At 70.7% G+C, this 18,460-nt stretch carries 15 protein-coding genes; 13 read left to right on the top strand and 2 right to left on the bottom strand.

The window, feature by feature from the left end; genetic code table 11:
• Positions 1 to 5 precede the first annotated feature (5 nt).
• Positions 6 to 956, bottom strand: a complete 951-nt coding sequence (locus tag ACFYOY_RS10090; RefSeq protein ID WP_351891691.1) for a carbohydrate kinase — start codon at positions 954 to 956, stop codon at positions 6 to 8.
• Complete coding sequence (locus tag ACFYOY_RS10085) at positions 953 to 2,041, bottom strand: LacI family DNA-binding transcriptional regulator (protein WP_351891687.1); 1,089 nt, start codon at positions 2,039 to 2,041, stop codon at positions 953 to 955. Before ACFYOY_RS10085 ends, ACFYOY_RS10090 begins: the two co-directional genes overlap by 4 nt.
• Positions 2,042 to 2,269: 228 nt before the next feature.
• On the opposite strand from ACFYOY_RS10085, the gene ACFYOY_RS10080 reads away from it, so the two are divergent.
• The 13 genes from ACFYOY_RS10080 to pgi all read left to right on the top strand — a co-directional run bounded on the left by ACFYOY_RS10080 (position 2,270) and on the right by pgi (position 18,423).
• Entirely contained in the window at positions 2,270 to 2,695 is a 426-nt protein-coding gene (locus tag ACFYOY_RS10080; protein WP_388585950.1) for a ubiquinol-cytochrome c reductase iron-sulfur subunit, read from the top strand.
• A gap of 185 nt (positions 2,696 to 2,880) precedes the next feature.
• Positions 2,881 to 5,067 (top strand): excinuclease ABC subunit UvrC, encoded by a 2,187-nt coding sequence (gene uvrC / locus ACFYOY_RS10075; RefSeq protein WP_388585947.1) that lies wholly within the window; start codon positions 2,881 to 2,883, stop codon positions 5,065 to 5,067.
• Complete coding sequence (gene rapZ, locus ACFYOY_RS10070; protein WP_059144931.1) at positions 5,064 to 5,999, top strand: RNase adapter RapZ; 936 nt, start codon at positions 5,064 to 5,066, stop codon at positions 5,997 to 5,999. Before uvrC ends, rapZ begins: the two co-directional genes overlap by 4 nt.
• On the top strand, positions 5,996 to 7,015 hold the full coding sequence (gene yvcK, locus ACFYOY_RS10065) for a uridine diphosphate-N-acetylglucosamine-binding protein YvcK (RefSeq protein WP_078640818.1): 1,020 nt from the start codon (positions 5,996 to 5,998) through the stop codon (positions 7,013 to 7,015). The genes rapZ and yvcK overlap by 4 nt, the downstream gene beginning before the upstream one ends.
• Positions 7,006 to 7,995, top strand: a complete 990-nt coding sequence (gene whiA, locus ACFYOY_RS10060; RefSeq protein ID WP_059144929.1) for a DNA-binding protein WhiA — start codon at positions 7,006 to 7,008, stop codon at positions 7,993 to 7,995. The genes yvcK and whiA overlap by 10 nt, the downstream gene beginning before the upstream one ends.
• Before the next feature lie 217 nt (positions 7,996 to 8,212).
• A complete protein-coding gene (locus tag ACFYOY_RS10055) occupies positions 8,213 to 11,179 on the top strand; it encodes a M14 family zinc carboxypeptidase (RefSeq protein WP_351891662.1) in 2,967 nt (988 codons plus the stop codon).
• A gap of 175 nt (positions 11,180 to 11,354) precedes the next feature.
• Positions 11,355 to 12,359, top strand: coding sequence for a type I glyceraldehyde-3-phosphate dehydrogenase (gene gap, locus ACFYOY_RS10050; RefSeq protein ID WP_059144928.1), 1,005 nt, complete (start codon positions 11,355 to 11,357; stop codon positions 12,357 to 12,359).
• An 82-nt stretch (positions 12,360 to 12,441) separates the two neighbouring features.
• Entirely contained in the window at positions 12,442 to 13,644 is a 1,203-nt protein-coding gene (locus tag ACFYOY_RS10045; protein WP_351891652.1) for a phosphoglycerate kinase, read from the top strand.
• Positions 13,645 to 13,649: 5 nt separating this feature from the next.
• On the top strand, positions 13,650 to 14,426 hold the full coding sequence (tpiA, locus tag ACFYOY_RS10040; RefSeq protein WP_351891648.1) for a triose-phosphate isomerase: 777 nt from the start codon (positions 13,650 to 13,652) through the stop codon (positions 14,424 to 14,426).
• Positions 14,427 to 14,539: 113 nt separating this feature from the next.
• Positions 14,540 to 14,767, top strand: a complete 228-nt coding sequence (secG, locus tag ACFYOY_RS10035) for a preprotein translocase subunit SecG (RefSeq protein ID WP_014059875.1) — start codon at positions 14,540 to 14,542, stop codon at positions 14,765 to 14,767.
• A 216-nt stretch (positions 14,768 to 14,983) separates the two neighbouring features.
• Positions 14,984 to 15,319 (top strand): RNA polymerase-binding protein RbpA, encoded by a 336-nt coding sequence (locus ACFYOY_RS10030; RefSeq protein WP_009718803.1) that lies wholly within the window; start codon positions 14,984 to 14,986, stop codon positions 15,317 to 15,319.
• Between the two features lie 161 nt (positions 15,320 to 15,480).
• On the top strand, positions 15,481 to 16,719 hold the full coding sequence (locus ACFYOY_RS10025) for an MFS transporter (RefSeq protein ID WP_388585940.1): 1,239 nt from the start codon (positions 15,481 to 15,483) through the stop codon (positions 16,717 to 16,719).
• Positions 16,720 to 16,770: 51 nt separating this feature from the next.
• Entirely contained in the window at positions 16,771 to 18,423 is a 1,653-nt protein-coding gene (gene pgi, locus ACFYOY_RS10020; RefSeq protein ID WP_351891887.1) for a glucose-6-phosphate isomerase, read from the top strand.
• The last annotated feature ends 37 nt before the right edge of the window (positions 18,424 to 18,460 follow it).

Here is an 18,460-nt window from a genome sequence, read left to right as displayed (position 1 = left end):
GTGGGTCAGGCCAGCTCGGACGCGTAGGGCGGCTCCGCGCCCGCGCGGGAGCAGGTGATCGCGGCGGCGCGGGCGGCGAAGCCCAGCACATCGCGCCAGGCCGCCTCGTCCAGCTTGGCCAGCGCGGGCGCCGACAGCGCCTGGTGCCCCGCCAGCCGGTGCAGCAGCGCGGCGTTCACGGTGTCGCCCGCCCCGATGGTGTCCACGATGTCCACCCGCTCGCCCGGCACCGAGAGCACGGAGTCGTCCTGGCGCCGTACGCTCAGCCCCTCGCCGCCATGGGTGAGCACCACGGCCGCCGGGCCCGCCGCCAGCCACTCGCCCACGGCCGTCTCCACATCGTCCGCATCCTCCGAGTCGGCCAGCCACCGCGCGTCCTCTATGGACAGCTTCAGCAGGCCGACATGGGGCAGCCAGCCCTGGAAACGGGCCCGGTAGGCGTCGGCGTCGGGGATCAGCCCGGTGCGGATATTGGGGTCCAGCGTGGTGAAGACACCGCGCGCGGCCTCACGCCGCAGCAGCTCCTCATACGCGCTCGCACCCGGCTCCAGCACCAGCGAGCAGGTGCCCAGCGACAGTGCGCTCACCCCCTCGGGAAGGGACGGCGGCAGGGTGAAGAGCCGGTCCGCGGTGCCCTGCACATAGAAGCCGTATCCGGCCGAGCCATCGGCCCCGATGGAGGCGACGGCGAGGGTCGTGGGCTCCTGGCCGCGCTGCACCAGCGCGGTGTCCACGCCGTCCTTCCGCAACCCCTCCAGCAGCGCCTCCCCGAAGCCGTCCGTGGAGACCCGCGAACAGAACGCGGTGGGCGAGCCGAGCCGCCCCAGCGCCAGCGCGGTGTTGTACGGGCCGCCGCCGCGCGCCGGACGCAGCGCGGGCAACCGGTCGCCCGCCGCGGCGCTCGACGTGCGCTCGGGCACGAGGTCGATCAGGGCTTCTCCGGCGACGACGATCACGAGACGGGGTCCTTTCCGGGGAGTCCGGGGAGTCCGGGGAGTCCGGGGGTTCCGGGGAGCGAGCGGTCGAGCGGTCGGTCGGCGGCTTCGGCCACACAGCCGCAGGAGGTGCGGTGGACGAAGGCGCAGGGCAGCCGGACGGTGCGCGGCGGCCGCCCCGGGTTCTCCAGCCGGTCGAGCAGCAGCCGGACGGCGGTGGCGCCGACCTCCCGGCTGGGCTGGGAGATCGCGGTGAGCCCGGGGGAGAAGACATCCGCCCAGGAGAAGTCGTCGAAGCAGACGAGCGCGAGATCGTCCGGCACGTTCAGGCCCGCCGTGCGCAGGGCGCGCAGCGCACCGATGGTCATCGCGTTGTTCGCGGTGATGATCGCGGTGGGCGGCTCGGGGGAGGCCAGCAGCCGGTGCGCGGCGTCCTCCGCGCCCCGTGCCTCGGAGTGACCCTCGGCCAGCAGCCCGGGGCGGAACGGCAGCCCGTGCCGCTCCAGCCCGGCCCGGTAGCCCGCGATCCGCTCGGTGGTGGTGCTCAGCCCCGGAAGCCCCGCGACCAGTCCGATGCGGGTGTGGCCGAGGCCGGCGAGATGGTGGACCAGCTGTTCGACGGGGCGGGTGTTCTCGGCGCACACCTGGTCATGGGCGTCGCCGACCAGCCGGTCGAGGAAGACGGCGGGGACCTTACGGCGGGCCAGATACTCCAGCAGCCCGGCGGGCTCGGCCGACGGGGCGACGATCACACCGTCCACCCGCCGCTCATGGAGCAGCCGGACGACCTTGCGCTCATGCTCGGGATCGTCATGCGGATCGGCGATCAGCAGCCCGTACCCCTGCTCCAGGGCGCTGGACTCGACACCCTGGAGGATCTCGGTGAAGTACGGATTGCTGATCGCCGAGACGGCCAGCCCGATCGAGCGGGTGCGCGCGGTCACCAGGGAGCGCGCCAGCGTATTGGGGATGTACCCGAGGTCGTCGATGGCGTCCAGCACGGCCTTACGGGTGTCCGGACGGACCGGCCGGGTCTCGTTGAGCACATGCGAGACGGTGGCCACGGACACCCCGGCCCGCCGGGCGACGTCGACCATGGTTGCCATCCGCTGCGGTCCTCCGCGTCGAGGGTCGTCTGGTCGTCGGGGTCACCGGATTCCTGGGACCACCGGATTTCATGGGGGCCACCAGGCCCTGGGGGCACGTAACGTATCGCATTCGCGGTCCGACGTAAACGTTTGCGCAAGCGTTTACGTCCCCTCTGGGAGGCGGCGGCGAGCGGAGGGATCTGTGCCGGTATGGTCGGAGGGCCCTCACACCTCCAGGAGCCGTATATGTCCAGCCAGCCCGCCTCCCGCCGAACCGTGCTGTGCTGCGCCGCGCTGGCCGGAGCCGCCGGGCTCGGGGCGGCGGCCTGCTCACCGGACGGTTCGGGCCGGAAAGCGTCCTCGACGCCCACCGCCCCCGTCGAGCTCGGCTCGGCCGGTGCCGTCCCGGTCGGCGGCGCCAAGATCTACCGCGAGCAGCGGGTGGTGGTCGCCCAGTCCGCCAAGGGCGAGTTCACGGCGTTCAGCGCGGTGTGCACCCACGCCGGGTGCGTTGTCGACAGCGTCGAGGACGGCAAGATCAACTGCCCCTGCCACGGCAGCCAGTTCGACGCCCGCACCGGCAAGGTCCTCCAGGGGCCCGCGGAGAAGCCGCTGCCGTCGATCCCGGTCACCGCGAAGGGCGGACGGCTCGTGGCCGGCCCCGACGCCTGAGCGGAGCGGGACGCCTGGACGGGCCCCGGCGCCTGAGCGGAGCCGGACGCCTGGGCGGGCCCCGACGGCTGAACGGGCGCCCGGCGCGCGCCCGAGCGGCCGCGGAATCCCCAAATCCACTGGACCTCGGCCGACCACCTCCCGAGGGCCCGGATGTGTCACTCCCCGCAAGTAGGGTGGTGACCATGGCCGACCCGAGCAGCTACCGCCCCAAGCCGGGACAGATCCCCGACTCGCCGGGGGTCTACAAGTTCCGTGATGAGCACGGCCGGGTGATCTACGTAGGAAAGGCGAAGAGCCTGCGCCCGCGGCTCTCGTCGTACTTCCAGGACCTGGCGAACCTCCACCCGCGCACCCGGACCATGGTCACCACGGCCGCCGCCGTGGAGTGGACCGTGGTCTCCACCGAGGTCGAGGCCCTGCAGCTCGAGTACTCCTGGATCAAGGAGTTCGACCCCCGGTTCAACGTCAAATACCGTGACGACAAGAGCTACCCCTCCCTTGCCGTGACCCTGAACGAGGAGTTCCCCCGGGTCCAGGTGATGCGCGGCGCGAAGAAGAAGGGCGTGCGCTACTTCGGCCCTTACGGACACGCCTGGGCCATCCGCGAGACCGTCGACCTGATGCTGCGCGTGTTCCCCGTCCGGACCTGCTCCGCCGGGGTGTTCAAGCGCTCCGCCCAGATCGGCCGCCCCTGCCTGCTCGGCTATATCGGCAAATGCTCGGCCCCCTGCGTCGGCCGTGTCACCCCCGAGGAGCACCGCGAACTCGCCGAGGAGTTCTGCGACTTCATGGCGGGCCGCACCGGCACCTATCTGCGCCGTCTGGAGCAGCAGATGCACGAGGCCGCCGAGGACATGGAGTACGAGAAGGCGGCCCGGCTCCGTGACGACATAGGGGCGCTCAAGCGCGCCATGGAGAAGAACGCGGTGGTTCTCGCCGACGCCACCGACGCCGATCTGATAGCGGTCGCCGAGGACGAGCTGGAGGCCGCCGTCCAGATCTTCCATGTGCGCGGCGGCCGGGTGCGCGGTCAGCGCGGCTGGGTCACCGACAAGGTCGAGGCCGTCGACACCGCCGGGCTGGTCGAGCACGCCCTGCAGCAGCTGTACGGGGAGGAGCGCGGCGACGCCGTCCCCAAGGAGGTCCTGGTGCCCGCCGTGCCGGACCCGGCCGAGCCGGTCACCCAGTGGCTCACCGAGCGCCGGGGCTCCTTGGTGGATCTGCGCATCCCGCAGCGCGGCGACAAGAAGGACCTGATGCAGACCGTCCAGCGCAACGCCCAGCAGGCGCTCGCGCTGCACAAGACCAAGCGCGCCTCCGACCTCACCACGCGCTCGCGGGCGCTGGAGGAGATCGCCGAGGCCCTGGGGCTGGACTCCGCCCCGCTGCGCGTCGAGTGCTTCGACATCTCCCATCTGCAGGGAGATGACGTGGTGGCCTCCATGGTGGTTTTCGAGGACGGGCTCCCCCGTAAGAGTGAGTACCGCCGCTTCCAGATCAAGAGCTTCGCCGGGCAGGACGATGTCCGCTCCATGCATGAGGTCGTCAGCCGCCGCTTCCGCCGCTATCTGTTGGAGAAGCAGAAGACGGGGGAGTGGGAGGAGCAGGCCACCGGGGCCGGTGTGGGTCCGGAATCCACCGGGACTCCGGAATCCACCGGGACTCCGAAGTCCATCGAGGCCACAGAGGACACAGGGACCACAGAGGACACAGGGACCACCGGCATCACCGCACCCGCCGGACAGTCGCTCGGCGGTCCCGCCGGACAGCCCCTCGACGGCCCCTCCGAGGGACCCTCCGGCCCGATCGACGAGGAGGGCAGGCCGAAGCGGTTCGCCTACCCGCCCCAGCTCGTCGTGGTCGACGGTGGAAAGCCGCAGGTGGCCGCCGCCCAACGGGCTCTGGACGAGCTCGGCGTCGACGATGTCGCCGTCTGCGGCCTCGCCAAGCGGCTCGAGGAGGTGTGGCTGCCGGACGAGGAGGACCCGGTGGTGCTGCCCCGCAGCAGCGAGGGGCTCTACCTCCTCCAGCGGGTCCGCGACGAGGCCCACCGTTTCGCCATCACCTACCAGCGCAGCAAGCGCGCCAAGTCGATGAAGGCCGGGCCGCTGGACACCGTTCCGGGCCTCGGTGACAGCCGTAAGCAGGCCCTGCTGAAGCACTTCGGCTCGGTCAAGCGGCTGCGCGCCGCCACGGTCGAGCAGATCTGCGAGGTGCCGGGCGTCGGCCGTAAGACGGCCGAGTCGGTCGCCGCGGCGCTCGCCGGGTCCGCCCCGGCCGCGCCCGCTGTGAACACCGCCACAGGAGAGATCATTGAGGACGAGGCCGCCGGTGCGGCGTCCTCATCGAACGGGGGGACCAGACCATGACCGAGCACGAGAACCATGGAGACGGAGCGCAGGTGAATACGGGCACGTCGGGCGAGCCCGCCGAGGCGGCGGCCATCCCCGAGCTGGTGATCATCTCTGGAATGTCGGGCGCGGGCCGCAGCACCGCGGCCAAGTGTCTGGAGGACCTCGGCTGGTTCGTCGTGGACAACCTGCCGCCCGCGCTGATCCCCACCATGGTCGACCTGGGAGCCCGCTCCCAGGGCAATGTGGCCCGGATCGCCGTGGTGGTGGACGTCCGCGGCCGCCGCTTCTTCGACAACCTCCGCGAGTCCCTCGCCGACCTCGCCGCCAAGAGCGTCAAGCGGCGCGTGCTGTTCCTGGAGGCGTCCGACGAGGCCCTGGTGCGCCGCTTCGAGTCCGTGCGCCGCCCGCACCCCCTCCAGGGCGACGGCCGGATCGTGGACGGCATCGCCGCCGAGCGCGATCTGCTGCGCGAGCTGCGCGGCGACGCCGACCTGGTGATCGACACCTCCAGCCTCAACGTCCATGAGCTGCGCGCCAAGATGGACGCCCAGTTCGCGGGCGAGGAGGAGCCCGAGCTGCGGGCCACTGTGATGTCGTTCGGCTACAAGTACGGGCTGCCGGTCGACGCCGATCTGGTGGTGGACTGCCGCTTCCTGCCCAATCCGCACTGGGTCCCCGAGCTGCGCCCCTTCACCGGGCTCAACGAGGAGGTCTCCAGCTATGTCTTCAACCAGCCCGGCGCCAAGGAGTTCCTCGACCGCTACGCGGAGCTGCTCCAGCTCATCGCCGCCGGCTACCGCCGCGAGGGCAAGCGCTATGTGACCATCGCCATCGGCTGCACCGGCGGTAAGCACCGCAGTGTGGCGATGTCCGAGCGGCTCGCCCCGCGGCTGGCCGCCGAGGGAGTGGAGACCGTCATCGTCCACCGGGACATGGGGCGCGAGTGACCATTCGTACCAAGCGGCTGCGACGGCTGGTCGGAGCACGGACCAGCCGGAGCGCGCAGCCCAAGGTCGTCGCGCTCGGCGGCGGCATGGGCCTGTCCGCGTCGCTCGCCGCACTGCGCCGGATCACCGGCGACCTCACCGCCGTCGTCACCGTGGCCGATGACGGCGGCTCCAGCGGACGGCTCCGCGACGAGCTGGGCGTGCTGCCGCCCGGCGATCTGCGCAAGGCCCTGGCCGCGCTGTGCGGCGACGACGACTGGGGCCAGACCTGGGCGCGGGTCATCCAGCACCGCTTCATCAGCGAGGGCGAGCTGCACGGCCACGCGGTCGGCAATGTGCTGATCGTCGCCCTGTGGGAGCAGCTGGGCGACCATGTGAAGGCGCTCGACCTGGTCGGCAAGCTGCTGGGCGCCCATGGCCGGGTGCTGCCCATGTCGGCCGTCCCCCTGGAGCTCCAGGCGTACGTCCGGGGCCATGACCCGGCGCGCCCGGACGAGGTGTCCACCGTCGCCGGGCAGGCCACCGTGGCGCTGACCCGCGGCGAGGTGCAGTCGGTCCATCTGGTGCCGCACGATCCGCCGGCCGTTCCCGAGGCCGTCGAGGCGGTCATGGACGCCGACTGGGTGGTGCTGGGGCCCGGCTCCTGGTTCTCCTCCGTGATCCCGCATCTGCTGGTCCCCGATCTGCTCCAGGCCCTCACCGAGACCAAGGCCCGGCGGGTGCTGTCACTGAACCTCGCCCCTCAGCCGGGAGAAACCGATGGCTTCTCTCCGCAGCGTCATTTGGAGGTTTTGGCCCGACACGCCCCTAAACTCGCCTTCGACGTGGTGCTGGCCGATGAGGCCGCCGTCCCCGACCAGAGCAGTCTGTGCGACGCGGCCAAGCGGCTGGGCGGCACGGTCGAGCTGGCGCCGGTGGCCGCGACCGACGGTGCCCCGAAGCACGACCCGGAGCTTCTGGCGGCCGCGTACGACCGTATTTTTCGGATGCATGGAAGGATCGGCCCATGGCGATGACGGCAGCGGTGAAGGACGAAATCTCCCGGCTCCCCGTCACCCGGACCTGCTGCCGGAAAGCGGAGGTCTCGGCGATCCTGCGGTTCGCTGGCGGGCTGCACCTGGTCAGCGGGCGCATCGTGATCGAGGCGGAGCTGGACACCGGGATCGCGGCTCGCAGGGTGCGCAAGGACATCCTGGAGATCTTCGGCCACTCCTCGGATCTGGTGGTGATGGCCCCCGGTGGGCTGCGCCGCGGCAGCAGGTACGTGGTGCGGGTGGTGGCGGGCGGTGACCAGCTGGCGCGGCAGACCGGCCTGGTCGACGGCCGCGGCCGGCCGATCCGCGGACTGCCGCCGCAGGTCGTCTCCGGCGCCACCTGCGACGCCGAGGCCGCCTGGCGCGGGGCCTTCCTCGCCCATGGCTCGCTCACCGAGCCCGGCCGCTCGTCCTCCCTGGAGGTGACCTGCCCGGGCCCGGAGGCCGCGCTCGCACTGGTCGGCGCCGCGCGGCGGCTGCAGATCGCCGCCAAGGCGCGCGAGGTGCGCGGGGTGGACCGGGTGGTCGTCCGGGACGGTGATGCCATCGGCGCGCTGTTGACGCGGCTGGGGGCGCATGAGTCGGTCCTCGCCTGGGAGGAGCGGCGGATGCGGCGCGAGGTGCGGGCGACCGCCAACCGCCTCGCCAACTTCGACGACGCCAATCTGCGCCGCTCGGCCCGCGCCGCCGTCGCCGCCGGGGCCCGGGTGCAGCGCGCCCTGGAGATCCTGGCCGACGAGGTGCCCGAGCACCTCGCCGCGGCCGGCAGGCTGCGCATGGAGCACAAGCAGGCGTCCCTGGAGGAGCTGGGCGCCCTGGCCGACCCGCCGCTGACCAAGGACGCCGTCGCGGGCCGCATCCGCCGGCTGCTGGCCATGGCCGACAAGCGCGCCCAGGACCTGGGCATCCCCGGCACCGAGTCCAGCCTCACCGAGGAGATGGCCGAGGGCATGGTCGGCTGACCGCCCCGAGGGCGGCTGCCCCAAGGGCGACCGCCCCGAGAGCGGCACCGAAGCCGCACCCCGCGCCCCCGGATCACGCGAGCGATCCGGGGGCGTATCCGTCCCCAGGGTTGTGTACGGACCGGTTCCGCGCGCCGCTGTTGACATGGCCATGTGTCCTGACAAGTCTGGTGCGCCTGCGTACCCGCGGGTCTTCACACGACAGCCAGGGGGGCTGATGAAGCTCAGACGCACGGTGAGATCGAGCGGCGCGGTGGTGGCACTGGCCGCGTTGCTTCTGGGGGGACTGGCCGCGGCACCCGCGGCCCCCGCACAACCGTCGGCGAACCCCGCCGGCGACGGGCTGTCCGTATGGACCGCCCAGGTCAACAAGGGTCAGATTCCGCTGCTGCTGCGTGCCGGGGCGGACGGCACCGAACTGGGGCGGCAGGTGCCCGAGAAGGGCACCGGCCCGGTCGAGCTCTACCTCACCGGGAAGCAGGCCGCCGCACTGCGCGGCAAGGGCGTGCGGCTCGCCGAGAAGAAGATCTCCGCCCAGACCAGCAACCGCCTGAAGGCCGCGGGCGACGGCGTCTTCCGCCCCTACAGCGGCGAGGGCGGGCTCCAGCAGGAGATCGTCGAGACCGGCCGGGCCCACCCCGGCCTCACCAAGGTCGTCAGCATCGGCAAGACCGGCCGTGGCAAGGACATCCTCGCGCTCAAGCTGAGCAAGGGCGCCGGGAAGACCCGCGATGGCAGCAAGCCGTCGGTGCTGTACATGTCCAATCAGCACGCCCGTGAGTGGATCACGCCGGAGATGACTCGTCGGCTGATGCACTACTACCTCGACAACTACGGCAAGGACGACCGCGTCACCCGGATCGTGGACCGTACCGAACTGTGGTTCGTCCTGTCCGCCAACCCGGACGGCTACGACTACACGCATCAGAGCCCGGACAACCGCCAGTGGCGCAAGAACCTGCGCGACAACAACGGCGACGGCAAGATCACCGCGGGCGACGGAGTCGACCTCAACCGGAACTTCGCCTACAAGTGGGGCTACGACAACGAGGGTTCGTCCGCCGACCTGGCCGACGAGACCTACCGCGGCCCCGCTCCGGGCTCCGAGCCGGAGACCAAGGCGCTGGACGCCTTCGAGAAGCGCATCGGCTTCACCTACGGCATCAACTACCACTCGGCCGCCGAACTGCTGCTCTACGGCGTCGGCTGGCAGGTCGCCACCCCGACCCCCGACGACGTCCTCTACAAGGCGCTGGCCGGCACCCCGGAGCACTCCGCGATCCCCGGCTACCACCCACAGGTCTCCTCCGAGTTGTACACCACCAACGGCGAGGCCGACGGCCACGCGGCGAACGTCAACGGGATGATGATGTTCACCCCGGAGATGTCGACGTGTCAGACCGCCTCCGGCGTCGACCCGAACGACGCCTGGCTGCCGCGGGACTGCGCGTCCGTCTTCACCTTCCCCGACGACGAGAAGCTGATCGCGCAGGAGTTCACCAAGAACATCCCCTTCGCGCTCTCCGTCGCCGAGACCGCCGAACACCCCGACCGGCCGGCCTCCTCCGTCGGCCTGGCCGCGCCCGACTTCACCCCGGAGACCTTCACCACGTCCTACGCCCGCGGCGGCGACCAGGACGTCTCCGTCACCGTCCGCAAGAGTGTTCGCGACAAGCGGCTCAACTACCGCGTGGACGGCGGCCGTACCCGCACCGCCCCGCTGAAGGCTTGGAAGGGCGGCGAGACCTACGGCGGCGAGGACAACGTCCTCTTCGACCAGTACCGCGCCGCCGTCAAGGGCGCGGACCCCGGGCAGAAGGTCGAGGTCTGGTTCACCGGCCGTACGAAGAGCGGCAAGCGGACCGTCAGCGAGCCGTTCACCTACACCGTGGCCAAGCGGCCCCGCGCCGACACGCTGGTGATCGCCGAGGAGGGCGGTACCTCCCCGGCCCGGCACACCGCCGCGTACACCGGCGCGCTGGCCGACAACGGCCGTAAGGCCGCCGTCTGGGACGTGGCCACCCAGGGGGCGCCGTCCGCGCTCGGGGTGCTGAGCCACTTCCGGACCGTGCTCTGGTACACCGGCGCCGAACGGCCCGGCGGCCCGACCCTGCTCGCGGTGCGCGACTTCCTCAACGAGGGCGGCAAGCTGATCACCACCGGTGAGCGGGCGGGCGGCAGCTCCGAGGTGGGGCCGGCCGACACCGACGACTTCAGCCAGTACTACCTCGGCGCCGACAGCCGGCTCACCCTGAAGTCGCCCACCGCCTTCCAGGGCGCCGGCGCGCTCGCGGGCACCGGCGCGAACCTCGGCGACGCCCCCGGCAATCCCCTGGACGCCGCGGGTGCCTACACGGTCACCTCCGATGTGCTGCCGCCGAAGGACTTCCCCCAGTTCCGCAGCGCGGGCGCGGGGGCGTACCCGGGCACGCGCACCCCGTACCAGCCCTATGAGGGCGACTGGATGGCGGCCGCGGGCCACCGTGACAACTCCTGGATGCGGCTGTCCCGTACGGTCGACCTGACCGGTGTGGCCGCCGCCGACAAACCGGCCCTGGCCTTCCGGCTCAGCTATGACACCGAGCCCGGCTACGACCATGTGGTCATCGAGGCGCACACCGCGGGCCAGGACGACTGGACCACCCTCCCCGACGCGAACGGCGGTTCCTCCACCGAGGTGCCCACCGAGTGCGAGGCGGGCTTCCTGCTCAATCTGCACCCGTTCCTGAAGCACTACCTGACCCCCGGCGACGACGGCTGCAGCGCGCAGGGCAGCACCGGGGCCTGGAACAGCCTGACGGGCTCCTCCGAGGGGTGGCGGCCGGTCTCCGTGGACCTGAGCGGCTACGCGGGCAAGAAGGTCGAGCTGGCGCTCTCGTACGTCACCGACCCGGGCACCGGCGGCCGGGGCGCCTTCGTGGACAACGCCGAGTTCACCGTCGGCGGCACCGCCGAGGACTCCGAGGGCTTCGAGACCGCGCTCGGCCCCTGGTCGGTCTCGGGGGCGCCGGAGGGCAGCCCGGCGAACTCGGGGGACTGGTCCCGTTCCCGGGAGCTCTTCCACACCGTCGCGGGCGTCACCACCCGGGACACCGTGCTGCTGGGCTTCGGCCTGGAGCATGTCCCGGACGCCGCCCAGAGGGCGCGGCTGGTGGCCGACGCGCTACGTGCGCTGCGTCGTTGACAGCGCGTGACAAATCGTGACTGAATCGGCGGTCCGTACCACTTTCCGGTGGTCATGGGCCGCCGATGCCAATGTCACGTACGTCCCGTGATAGCGGTAGGGTCGGAGGCGGTCGGGGACATCCCATATACGTTCGCCGGCGTCCAGACCGGCACACCAACGAGGAGATCGGTTCGTGACGATCCGCGTAGGCATCAACGGCTTTGGCCGCATCGGTCGCAACTACTTCCGCGCGCTCCTTGAGCAGGGTGCGGACATCGAGATCGTCGGTGTCAACGACCTGACCGATAACGCCACCCTGGTGCACCTGCTGAAGTACGACACCATCCTCGGTCGGCTGAAGCACGAGGTCAGCCACACCGAGGACACCATCACGGTGGGCAACCAGACCTTCAAGACGATGGCCGAGCGCGACCCGGCGGCCCTTCCGTGGGGCGAGCTCGGCGCCGACATCGTGGTGGAGTCCACCGGCATCTTCACCAAGCGCGAGGACGCCGCCAAGCACCTCGCCGCCGGCGCCAAGAAGGTCCTGATCTCCGCGCCCGCCAAGGACGAGGACATCACGATCGTGATGGGCGTCAACAACGACAAGTACGACCCGGCGAACCAGCACGTCATCTCCAACGCCTCCTGCACCACCAACTGTGTGGCGCCGATGGCCAAGGTCCTCGACGAGAACTTCGGGATCGTCAAGGGCATGATGACGACGGTCCACGCGTACACCAACGACCAGCGCATCCTGGACTTCCCGCACAAGGACCTGCGTCGCGCCCGCGCGGCGGCGGAGAACATCATCCCGACCTCCACCGGTGCCGCCAAGGCCACCGCGCTGGTCCTCCCGCAGCTCAAGGGCAAGCTGGACGGCATCGCGATGCGCGTCCCGGTCCCGACCGGTTCGGTCACCGACCTGGTCCTGGAGCTCGACCGCGAGGTCACCAAGGACGAGATCAACACCGCCTTCCAGAAGGCCGCCGAGGGCCAGCTCAAGGGCATCCTGGAGTACACCGAGGACCCGATCGTCTCCTCGGACATCGTCAACTGGCCCGCGTCCTGCACCTTCGACTCCTCCCTGACCATGGTCCAGGGCAAGCAGGTCAAGGTCGTCGGCTGGTACGACAACGAGTGGGGCTACTCCAACCGCCTCGTCGACCTGACCGTCTTCGTCGGCGAGCGGCTCTGACCGCTGTCCCGATGAGCTAGGAATGGGGCCCGCTACGACGGCGTCGTAGCGGGCCCCGATCCATGATCAAGGAGTCATCCCAGTGAAGACGATTGACGATCTTCAGGTCGCCGGGCAGCGGGTCTTCGTCCGCGTCGATCTGAATGTCCCGCTCGACGGTGAGAAGATCACCGACGACGGCCGGATCCGCGCCGCCGTCCCGACGATCAACAAGCTCCTGGACCGGGGCGCCAGGGTGATCGTCGCCTCGCACCTGGGCCGCCCCAAGGGCGCCCCGGACCCCCAGTACTCGCTCGCCCCCGTCGCCCAGCGGCTCGGCGAACTCCTCGGCAAGCAGGTCGCCTTCGCGACCGACACCGTGGACGAGAGCGCCCAGGCGACCGTGGCGGCGCTCGGCGACGGCGAGGTCGCGCTGCTGGAGAACCTGCGCTTCAACGCCGGCGAGACCAGTAAGGACGACGCCGAGCGCGGCGCCTTCGCCGACCGGCTCGCCGCCCTCGCCGACCTCTACGTGGGCGACGGCTTCGGCGCGGTCCACCGTAAGCACGCCTCCGTGTACGACCTCCCGGCCCGGCTGCCGCACGCCGCGGGCGAGCTGATCGCCGCCGAGCTCTCGGTCCTGAAGAAGCTCACCGAGGACGTCAAGCGGCCCTACGCGGTCGTCCTCGGCGGCGCCAAGGTCTCCGACAAGCTCGGCGTCATCGACCACCTGCTGGAGAAGGCCGACCGCATCCTGATCGGCGGCGGCATGGCCTACACCTTCCTCAAGGCCCAGGGCCATGAGGTCGGCGGCTCGCTGCTGCAGGAGGACCAGGTCCCGGCGGTCCAGGACTATCTGCGCCGGGCCAAGGAACGCGGGGTGGAGTTCGTGCTCCCGGTCGATGTCACGGCCGCGTCCGAATTCCCGGACCTGAAGACCAAGGCCCCCGCGAACCCGCAGGTCATCGCTGCGGACGCGATCCCGGCCGACCTTCAGGGGCTGGATATCGGCCCGGAGACCCGCAAGCTGTACGCCTCGAAGCTGGCCGACGCGGCCACCGTCTTCTGGAACGGCCCGATGGGCGTCTTCGAGCACCCCGACTTCGCCGAGGGCACCCGGGCCGTGGCCCAGGCGCTGCTGGACAGCCCGGCCTTCACCGTGGTCGGCGGCGGCGACTCCGCCGCGGCCGTACGGATCCTGGGCTTCGACGAGAACGCTTTCGGCCACATCTCGACCGGCGGTGGAGCGAGCCTCGAATACCTCGAGGGCAAGACGCTCCCCGGCCTCGCCGCACTGGAGGACTGAACACTGTGAGTGACCGTACGCCGCTGATGGCGGGCAACTGGAAGATGAACCTCAACCACCTCGAGGCCATCGCCCACGTCCAGAAGCTCGCCTTCGCGCTCGCCGACAAGGACTACGAGGCCGTGGAGGTCGCGGTGCTGCCGCCCTTCACCGATCTGCGGTCGGTGCAGACCCTGGTCGATGGCGACAAGTTGAAGATCAAGTACGGCGCCCAGGACATCTCCGCGCAGGACTCCGGCGCCTACACCGGCGAGATCTCCGGCCCGATGCTGTCCAAGCTCAAGTGCACCTTCGTCGTCGTCGGGCACTCGGAGCGGCGCCAGTACCACTGCGAGTCCGACGAGCTGTGCAACGCCAAGGTCAAGGCGGCCTTCCGCCATGACCTCACCCCGATCCTGTGCGTCGGCGAGGGCCTCGAGGTCCGTAAGGCGGGCAACCAGGTCGCCCACACCCTCGCCCAGGTGGACGGAGGTCTCAAGGACATCCCCGCCGAGCAGGCCGAGACCATTGTGATCGCCTACGAGCCGGTCTGGGCGATCGGCACCGGTGAGGTCGCGACCCCCGAGGACGCCCAGGAGGTCTGCGGGGCCATCCGCGGCCGGCTCGCCGAGCTCTACGGCCAGGAGGTCGCCGACAAGGTCCGGATCCAGTACGGCGGCTCCGTGAAGTCCGGGAACGTCGCCGCGATCATGGCCCAGCCGGATGTGGACGGCGCCCTGATCGGCGGCGCGGCGCTGGACGCGGACGAATTCGTCAAGATCGTTCGTTTCCGCGACCAGTGAGTAGGCCCTAGCGCGCGCGTCGTCGTACCCTGTCGGGGGTCGAGGCGGTGGGAATCGCACCGTCCGGCCCCCGACGTCCGTACAAGCCCGAGAAGGTTGGTCCAGCTGTGATCATGGGGTTTTCGATCGCCCTCATCATCTTCAGCCTGCTGTTGATGATGTTGGTGCTCATGCACAAGGGGAAGGGCGGCGGCCTGTCCGACATGTTCGGTGGCGGCATGCAGTCCTCGGTGGGCGGCTCCTCGGTCGCCGAGCGCAACCTGGACCGCATCACCGTGGTGGTCGGGCTGCTGTGGTTCGTCTGCATCGTCGTGCTCGGGCTGCTGATGAAGCTCGACTGAGGCTCCGGCGGGGCCCGCTCAGGGCCCGGCCGACGCCCGATAACTGACGTACCGTCGTCAGCGGGGCCCATATGCGGCCTATGATGGCATGGCGTCCTCGGGGACGGGTGTAACTCCTCTCACTGGACGCGCGTTGGGCCTTACGTAGACTGGGGCGCCGGGCGGCGAAGCTGCCAATCGAGGCTTCGCGGCACCATCACGCAGGGAGTTACGACCGTGGCAAGTGGCAACGCGATCCGTGGAAGCCGGGTCGGAGCGGGGCCGATGGGAGAGGCCGAGCGAGGCGAATCGGCGCCGCGCCTGCGCATCTCCTTCTGGTGCTCGAACGGGCATGAGACCGTGCCGAGCTTCGCCAGCGACGCGCAGATCCCTGACACGTGGGACTGCCCCCGCTGCGGCTTCCCGGCCGGCAAGGACCGGGACAACCCGCCGGACCCGCCGCGCACCGAGCCGTACAAGACGCATCTGGCGTACGTACGGGAGCGGCGCAGCGACGCCGACGGCGAGGCGATCCTCGCCGAGGCACTCGCCAAGCTCCGGGGCGAGATCTAGACACAGAACGCGGTACGACGGCCCGGCCGGGCACCTCCTGTGAGGGGTGCGCGGCCGGGCCGTTGTCAGTGATGCGGGCTACGGTCATGGGGTGCTGAATCACCGGGGGGAGCCGTCGGAGCCGTCCCACCGGGCGGGGCGGATGCATAAGGGGGATCGTCATGGCCGCGGTGGACGCCGGTGAGCTGGGCGCCGGGAAACCGGCGGTGCCCGCGTGGCGCGGGGGGTTCGGGCGGCTGTGGGCGGCCGCGGTCGTCTCCCGGTTCGGGGACGCCCTGCGGGGTGCGGCGCTGCCGCTGCTGGCCGTCTCGCTCACCGATTCGCCGGTGCCGGTCTCGCTGGTGACCGCCTGCGGCTTCCTGCCCTGGCTGCTGTTCGGGCTGATCGGCGGGGCGATCGCCGACCGGGTGGACCAGCGGCGGGCGATGTGGGCGGTGGACGGCGCGCGGGCCGTCCTGATGGCGGGGTTCACCGTCGCGGTCTGGCTGGACCAGGCCACCATCGGGCTGCTGCTCGCCCTCGCCTTCGCCCTGACCACGCTGCAGACCCTGTTCGACAACGCCGCCACGGCGCTGCTGCCCTCGGTGGTCGGGCAGGAGGCGCTGGGCAGGGCCAACGCCCGGCTGATGACCGGGCAGGAGGTCATGGGCCGGTTCGTGGGCGCCCCGCTGGTGCCGGTGCTGCTGGGTCTCGGCGCCGCGATGCCGTTCGCGGCGGACGCGGCCACCTATCTCGCCGCCGCCGTGCTGGTCGCCTCGCTGGGGGTGACGCCCCCTCAGCGGGCCCCGCGCCCGCCGGGCGGATCGCTGCGGCGCGATATCGCCGAGGGCCTGGCCCTGCTGTGGCGGGACCGGACGCTGCGGGCGCTGTGCGCCTCCACCACGCTGTGCAATATCGGCATCGGCGCGCTCATCGCCACCCTGGTGCTGCACATCACCGGCTGGCTGGGCGCCGGGAACACCGGCTATGCGGCCGTCATCACCGTGTACGGCATCGGGAGTGTGATCGGGGGACTGGTGGCCGCCCGGCTCACCGAGAAGCTGGGCCGCGCCCGTGCCCTCGTGGTGTGCGGCACCGCGCAGATCGGCGCCCTGGTCGTCCTCGGGGCGATACGGAGCCTGCCGGTCGCGGTCGCCGCCATGGGCCTCTTCGGCTTCGCGGGGATCGTCTGGAACGTGACCGAGGTGACGATGATGCAGCGGCGCAGCCCCGACGGGGCACTGGGGCGGGTGAGTTCAGCCTTCCGCACGCTCTCGATAGCGGGCACCCCGCTCGGCGCGCTGCTGGGCGGGGTGATGGCCGAGGCGTGGGGGCTCAACACCCCCGCGCTGGGGGCCGCGGCGCTCTTTGTCTGCGGGGTGGCGGCCCTCGTTCCGGGAATGCGGTCCGTCATCAATTAGGTTGGTGGCCACGGGGGCCAGGCACCGACGAGAAGTGGGCTGATGTCCGAGATGACCATGGAAGGCCGCACCAGGCTGGACCAGCTGCCGGAGTGGCATGCGCTGGCCGCACACCGCAAGGATCTGGGCGATACGCATCTGCGCGACCTGTTCGAGGGCGACCCGGAGCGCGGGCGCCGCCTCACCCTTCAGGTCGGCGATCTCCACGTCGACTACTCCAAGCACCTGGTGACCGACGAGACCCTGCGGCTGCTGCGCGAGCTGGCGCGGGCCACCAAGGTGGCCGAGCTGCGGGACGCCATGTTCAGCGGCCAGCGGATCAACACCACCGAGGACCGCGCGGTGCTGCATATCGCCCTGCGCGCACCGCGCTCCGCGGATATCAAGCTGGGCGGCGAGGACGTCGTCGGCGAAGTGCACGCCGTGCTCGCCAAGATGGCCGTCTTCGCCGACCGCGTCAGGTCCGGCGACTGGACCGGCCACACCGGCAAGCGGATCAAGAACGTTGTCAACATCGGCATCGGCGGCTCCGATCTGGGCCCGAAGATGGCGTACGAGGCGCTGCGCGCCTATTCCGACCGCTCGATGACATTCCGGTTCGTCTCCAATGTGGACGGCGCGGATATGCATGAGGCGGTGCGCGACCTGGACCCGGCCGAGACGCTGTTCATCGTCGCCTCCAAGACCTTCACCACCGTCGAGACCATTACCAACGCCCTCTCCGCCCGCGACTGGCTGCTGACCGGGCTGCGGGCCGGTGAGGAGGCCGTCGCCAAGCACTTCGTGGCGGTGTCGACCAATGCCGAGAAGGTCGCCGAGTTCGGCATCGACACCGACAACATGTTCGGGTTCTGGGACTGGGTCGGCGGGCGCTATTCCTATGACTCGGCCATCGGCCTTTCCCTGATGGTCGCCATCGGCCCGGACTGCTTCCGCGAGATGCTGGCCGGCTTCCACTTGGTCGACGAGCACTTCGCCACCGCCCCGCCGGAGGAGAACGTCCCCCTGCTGATGGGCCTGTTGGGCATCTGGTACAACAATTTCCATGACGCCCAGGCGCATGCCGTCCTGCCGTACAGCCACTATCTGTCGAAGTTCACCGACTATCTGCAGCAGCTGGACATGGAGTCCAACGGCAAGTCCGTGGACCGGGACGGCAATCGCGTCAGCTGGCAGACCGGCCCCATCGTCTGGGGCACCCCCGGCACCAATGGCCAGCATGCCTACTACCAGCTGCTCCACCAGGGCACCAAGCTGGTCCCGGCCGATCTGATCGGCTTCGCCCGGCCGGTGAAGGACATGCCGCCCGGGCTGGAGTCCCACCATGACCTGCTCATGGCCAACCTCTTCGCCCAGGGCCAGGCGCTGGCCTTCGGCAAGACCTCCGAGGAGGTCGCCGCCGAGGGGGTCGCCGAGGAGCTGGTGCCGCACAAGACCTTCGCCGGCAACCGCCCCACCACCACCATCCTCGCCTCCGAGCTGACCCCGTCGGTGCTGGGCCAGCTGGTCGCCCTCTATGAGCACAAGGTCTTCGTCCAGGGCGCTGTCTGGAACATCGACTCCTTCGACCAGTGGGGAGTGGAGCTGGGCAAGGTGCTTGCCAAGCGCGTCGAGCCCGCCCTGACCGAGGGCGCCGAGGTGCCGGGTCTGGACACCTCCACCGAGCAGCTGGTCGCCACCTACCGCTCGCTGCGCGGCCGCTGACGTCCCGAGGCACGGAAGAGCACGCAGAGCACGGAAC

The organism is Streptomyces sp. NPDC007875 (genome assembly GCF_042868035.1).
GTDB lineage: Bacteria > Actinomycetota > Actinomycetes > Streptomycetales > Streptomycetaceae > Streptomyces > Streptomyces antimycoticus.
This window is presented reverse-complemented; position numbering and strand designations above follow the sequence as displayed.

Bases quoted from the DNA above. Each gene is read 5' to 3' on its own strand.
- ACFYOY_RS10085 (WP_351891687.1), bottom strand. From the start codon at position 2,041: ATGGCAACCATGGTCGACGTCGCCCGGCGGGCCGGGGTGTCCGTGGCC.
- ACFYOY_RS10080 (WP_388585950.1), top strand. From the start codon at position 2,270: ATGTCCAGCCAGCCCGCCTCCCGCCGAACCGTGCTGTGCTGCGCCGCG.
- uvrC (WP_388585947.1), top strand. From the start codon at position 2,881: ATGGCCGACCCGAGCAGCTACCGCCCCAAGCCGGGACAGATCCCCGAC.
- rapZ (WP_059144931.1), top strand. From the start codon at position 5,064: ATGACCGAGCACGAGAACCATGGAGACGGAGCGCAGGTGAATACGGGC.
- whiA (WP_059144929.1), top strand. From the start codon at position 7,006: ATGGCGATGACGGCAGCGGTGAAGGACGAAATCTCCCGGCTCCCCGTC.
- ACFYOY_RS10055 (WP_351891662.1), top strand. From the start codon at position 8,213: ATGAAGCTCAGACGCACGGTGAGATCGAGCGGCGCGGTGGTGGCACTG.
- secG (WP_014059875.1), top strand. From the start codon at position 14,540: ATGGGGTTTTCGATCGCCCTCATCATCTTCAGCCTGCTGTTGATGATG.
- ACFYOY_RS10025 (WP_388585940.1), top strand. From the start codon at position 15,481: ATGGCCGCGGTGGACGCCGGTGAGCTGGGCGCCGGGAAACCGGCGGTG.
- pgi (WP_351891887.1), top strand. From the start codon at position 16,771: ATGACCATGGAAGGCCGCACCAGGCTGGACCAGCTGCCGGAGTGGCAT.